The organism is Pseudomonas sp. SST3 (assembly GCF_003325755.1).
This window is the reverse complement of the sequence record NZ_QORI02000131.1, coordinates 1-4,151: the sequence shown is the minus strand read 5'-3', so window position 1 is coordinate 4,151 and position 4,151 is coordinate 1. Positions and strand designations below refer to the sequence as shown.

The following is a 4,151-nucleotide window of genomic DNA, read 5'->3' as shown; positions in this document are numbered from 1 at the left end:
GGTAGTCCTCGCCTTTTTCCCCGACGTAGTTAATGAACCCCTGGAATTTCGCCGCATGGTTGCCCACCTCGAACGGTCGCATCCAGGCCAGGTTGAGCATGTAGGGGTCGCCACCGTCGATGTAGGCATGGCCATCAAGCCGTTCATCATGGACAACGCGGTGGTGGTGGGCGTGGGCAATATCTATGCGACCGAGGCGCTGTTTGCAGCTGGGATTGACCCACGCCGCGCCGCCGGGGGGATTTCACGCGGGCGCTATTTGAAGCTGGCGATTGAGATCAAGCGGGTGCTGGCCGCTGCCATTGAGCGGGGCGGTACCACGTTGCGGGACTTTATCGGTGGCGATGGGCAGCCGGGGTATTTCCAGCAGGAACTGTTCGTGTATGGCCGGGGCGGCGAGGCGTGCAAGGTTTGCGGCACTGAGCTGCGCAATGTGGTGCTGGGGCAGCGGGCGAGTGTGTTTTGCCCCAGGTGTCAGAGCTGATGGTTGGTTGAGGGCTGATATCGCTATCGCAGGCAAGCCAGCTCTCACATTTGAATGTATTCACATATCCAAGTGTGGGAGCTGGCTTGCCTGCGATGAGGCCTTTACGGGCCATAAAGAGGCTTAGGCCTTACCGGTAATCTTGCGGTACTTCTCCATCAACTGCTCTTCAGTCTCAGGGTGTGCCTCATCCAGCGGGATGCAATCGACCGGGCATACCTGCTGGCACTGCGGTTCGTCGTAGTGGCCGACGCACTGGGTGCACAGGTTGGGGTCGATCACGTAGATCTCTTCGCCTTGGGAAATGGCGGCGTTCGGGCACTCGGGTTCGCAGACGTCGCAATTGATGCAATCGTCGGTGATGATCAGGGACATGGAAACTCCTGCCAGGGCACTCTGCCAAGGCATCTGAAAACTAATGCGCGCAATTGTGCCGCATTGACGCCCGCAGTGCGAGCCTGTCTCTGTGGTGAGGGATGAAAGGATTGGGACTGCTGCGCAGTCCAGCGGGAGCAAGCTCCCTCGCCACAATGAGTCTTACTTCTTGAAGCGCAATGTCAGTGCATCGGCTACAGCTGGATGCACGAAACTTGGTGATATCTCCGCCCAAAGCGGCGATTTCACGAACCAAACGTCGAGGAAATGAACGAATAACGCTCCGACGGCGTCAGGAACAGGCTTTCCACGTCCGGCGCCAATTGGCGGTTCATGTTGGCCAGCTGGAATTCGTATTCGAAGTCCGACACCGCACGCAGGCCACGCAGGAACACATTGGCGTTTTGCTCCTTGGCGAAATGCGCCAGCAATGTCGAAAAGCCCACTACTTCCACATTCGGCAGGTGCTTGGTGACCTCTTGCGCCAGCTCCACACGTTGTTCCAGGGGAAACAGCGGGTTTTTCTTGGGGCTGGCCGCGACCGCGATGATCACATGGTCGAACAGGCGAGAGGCGCGTTCGACCAGATCGCCATGGCCTTTTGGTAATCGGGTCGAAGGTACCTGGGTACAACACTCGGTTCATCGCGTCGTCCTGGCGGAGTCCGTTGGGGAACCGGATGGTATCGCAGCATTACCGGTGGGCCAAGTCGACTTATGTAGATAGATACCGTGAATACCCTGTCTTTTCATGCCGTTTTCAGACGTTCGGCCAATGCGCTCGCCAGTTGCGCGGTCAGTCCGTACACCGACAATTGCGGGTTGGCGCCAATGCTGGTGGGGAACAGCGAGCCATCGTGGATCGACAGGTTGCGCAACTGATGATGGCGACCCAGGCTGTCGGCAACGGCATTTTTTGGGTCTTCACCCATGGCGCAACCGCCCATCACGTGAGCGCTGCCCAGGGTGGTGCGATGCAGTTCCAGGTTCAGACCGTCGATCACGCTGCGGGCTTCGGCCAAGTTGTTCACAAAGCGCGCGTCGTGATGCAGGGGCTTGACCGATTTGGCCCCCGCCGCGAACTGAATCTCGGCCATGCTGTGGAAGGCCCGGCGCAGGCCGTCCCAGGCGTAGGGCGAGACCTGATAGTCGAGCACTGGCGTGCCGTCACCGCGTAACTCCACCGTGCCGCCTGGGCTGTCGGGGTGAAAGCCGTCGCGCAGCAGGGCGAGCATGGCGTGGGTGTGGGGTAATTGGTTCATGTCCAGGGCGTTCTGGTTGCCGTAGCCACCAAACAGGGTGCTCGCCAGGCCTGGATGCAGGGGCGGTGCTTCCAGTTTGTAGGACATTTTGCCGGTAGTGCCGTCCTGCCATTGGAAGTGGTCGGAGTAGATGGATTGCGGCGCACCGTAGAAAGGGGTTGATCACTTCGTCGAACAGCCCGGCGGAGAAGTTGACCAGGTGCAGGAAGGTGCGCTTGCCCAGCCGCGAGTGTGGGTCGGGCGCGTCGGAGCGCATCATCAGGGCCGGGCTGTTGATGCCGCCGCCCGCCAGCACATAGTGCTTGGCTTTCACGCTGATCTTGCGCCCGGTGGGCGCTACGCAGCGTTCGTCCATGGCCACGCATTCGAGGCTGCTGATGGTGTCGCCGCTGTATTTCAGCCGTTCGGCGCGGGCCAGGTAAAGCAGTTCGCCACCCTTTTCCAGGGTGGACGGGATGGTGGTCACCAGCATTGACTGCTTGGCGTTGACCGGGCAGCCCATGCCGCAATACCCCAGGTTGAAGCAACCGCGCACATTGCGCGGGATCACATGCCAGCTGTAGCCGAGCTTTTCGCAGCCTTTGCGGATCACATCGTTGTTGGCATTCGGCGGCAGCGCCCACGGCGCGATGCCCAGGCGCTGCTCCATTTTTTCGAACCAGGGCGCCATTTCGGCGCTGCTGTGGCCTTTGACCGCATATTCGCTGGCCCAATGCGCGAGGGTAGCGTCAGGGGTGCGAAAGCTGGAGGTCCAGTTGATCAAGGTGGTACCGCCCACGGCCCGGCCCTGCAGGATGGTGATAGCGCCGTCCTTACTCATCCGCCCGATGCCTTCCTGGTAAAGGCTGGCGTAGGCTTCGTCTTCCAGCAGTTTGAAATCACTACTGGTCTTGAGCGGGCCTTCTTCGATCAGCAACACTTTGTAGCCGGCGGCGCTGAGGATTTCAGCCGTGGTACCGCCCCCGGCGCCGCTCGCCGATGATGGCGACATCCGCTTCCAGGGTCAGGTCGTTATCCAGGGCGGCGCCATTGTGGGTTTTCCAGCCACGGGCCAGGCCGTCGCGGAACAGATCGGGTACGGGCATAGGTGTGCTCTCTTATTCTTGTCGGAAGATGCAATCTTGGGGGATTGCCCAGGCTAGATCTTGGGCGGGCCGGGGTAGCCGCAATGGGCCCAGGACTCGGGCCGGAAGTACCAGGCCATGATCACCAGTTTGAGCAGCGAGCCCTGGCCCATGCGCAGCAGGTTCAGGTAGCTGTTTTCCCAGCGGTGCAGGAAATTGCGGATCTGTTCGCTGCTGGCGTTTTCCCAACTGCCCCAGATACCGGTCAGCGGGCCGCGGGTAATGCCCATGCCCAGTACGTCGAATAATTGCTGGGTGAGCTTGAACATCTCGGGGGACAAGTGTTGCAGGCTGTAATCGAGCTTTTTCAGGGTGTCCTCAATACCGGCAAGCACTTGTTCGGCACTGGCCGCGCCTTCCAGCAGCACCGGGATTACCGCCCGCAAGAATGGCAAGTCGCTGGTGCGCAACATCGCAAAGCCGCTGGCTGGCGTACTGCTGGAGCAACCGCTGAGGCTGGCGCCCAACCCGGCGGTGGCGAGGAAGGCGCTGGCACACAGGCCGATTTTCAAGACGCCGCGCCGTGACAGCGCGGGTGAATCAGTCAGGCTGGGGTTCATTGTTTTTATAGTCCCGAAGGTGGCGGTTATCAGCGGATAAACAGCTTCTGGATCAGCTTCTGGATCGACTTGCCATATGGCGGGTAGATCAACTTCGCTGCGTTCAGGCGCTGTTTGACCAGCACACCCTTGGCCTTGCTGAACGTCAGGAAACCTTCGTGACCGTGGTAATGGCCCATGCCTGACGGGCCGATGCCACCGAACGGCATATCGTCCTGGGCGACGTGCAGCAAGGTGTCGTTCAGGCACACACCGCCGGAATGGGTTTTCGTGGAGCACCCGCGCTTGTTCGCCTTTGTTGTAGCCGAAGTAATACAAGGCCAGTGGGCGAGGGCGCTGGTTGATGT

The 4,151-nt window shown here is 60.3% G+C and carries 3 protein-coding genes and 3 pseudogenes; 1 reads left to right on the top strand and 5 read right to left on the bottom strand.

The annotated features are described in order from the left end of the window. A partial coding sequence (locus DQ405_RS25050; protein ID WP_342030462.1) for a zinc finger domain-containing protein occupies nt 1-484 on the top strand: 484 nt, incomplete at its 5' end. A gap of 123 nt (nt 485-607) precedes the next feature. Here DQ405_RS25050 and DQ405_RS25045 read toward each other — a convergent pair. The 5 genes and pseudogenes from DQ405_RS25045 to DQ405_RS25025 form a co-directional block, all read right to left on the bottom strand. Further along, on the bottom strand, nt 608-859 hold the full coding sequence (locus tag DQ405_RS25045; protein WP_003195146.1) for a YfhL family 4Fe-4S dicluster ferredoxin: 252 nt from the start codon (nt 857-859) through the stop codon (nt 608-610). A 162-nt stretch (nt 860-1,021) separates the two neighbouring features. After that, nucleotides 1,022-1,504, bottom strand: a pseudogene (gene coaD / locus DQ405_RS25040) (pantetheine-phosphate adenylyltransferase). A gap of 103 nt (nt 1,505-1,607) precedes the next feature. Beyond that, nucleotides 1,608-3,205: pseudogene (locus tag DQ405_RS25035) on the bottom strand (GMC family oxidoreductase N-terminal domain-containing protein). Nucleotides 3,206-3,258: 53 nt separating this feature from the next. After that, the gene (locus tag DQ405_RS25030) at nt 3,259-3,804 is read right to left on the bottom strand and encodes a hypothetical protein (protein ID WP_034128957.1); all 546 of its coding nucleotides are present in this window, start codon (nt 3,802-3,804) and stop codon (nt 3,259-3,261) included. Nucleotides 3,805-3,833: 29 nt separating this feature from the next. Next, a pseudogene (locus DQ405_RS25025) lies at nt 3,834-4,151 on the bottom strand (aldehyde dehydrogenase family protein); the annotation flags it as partial.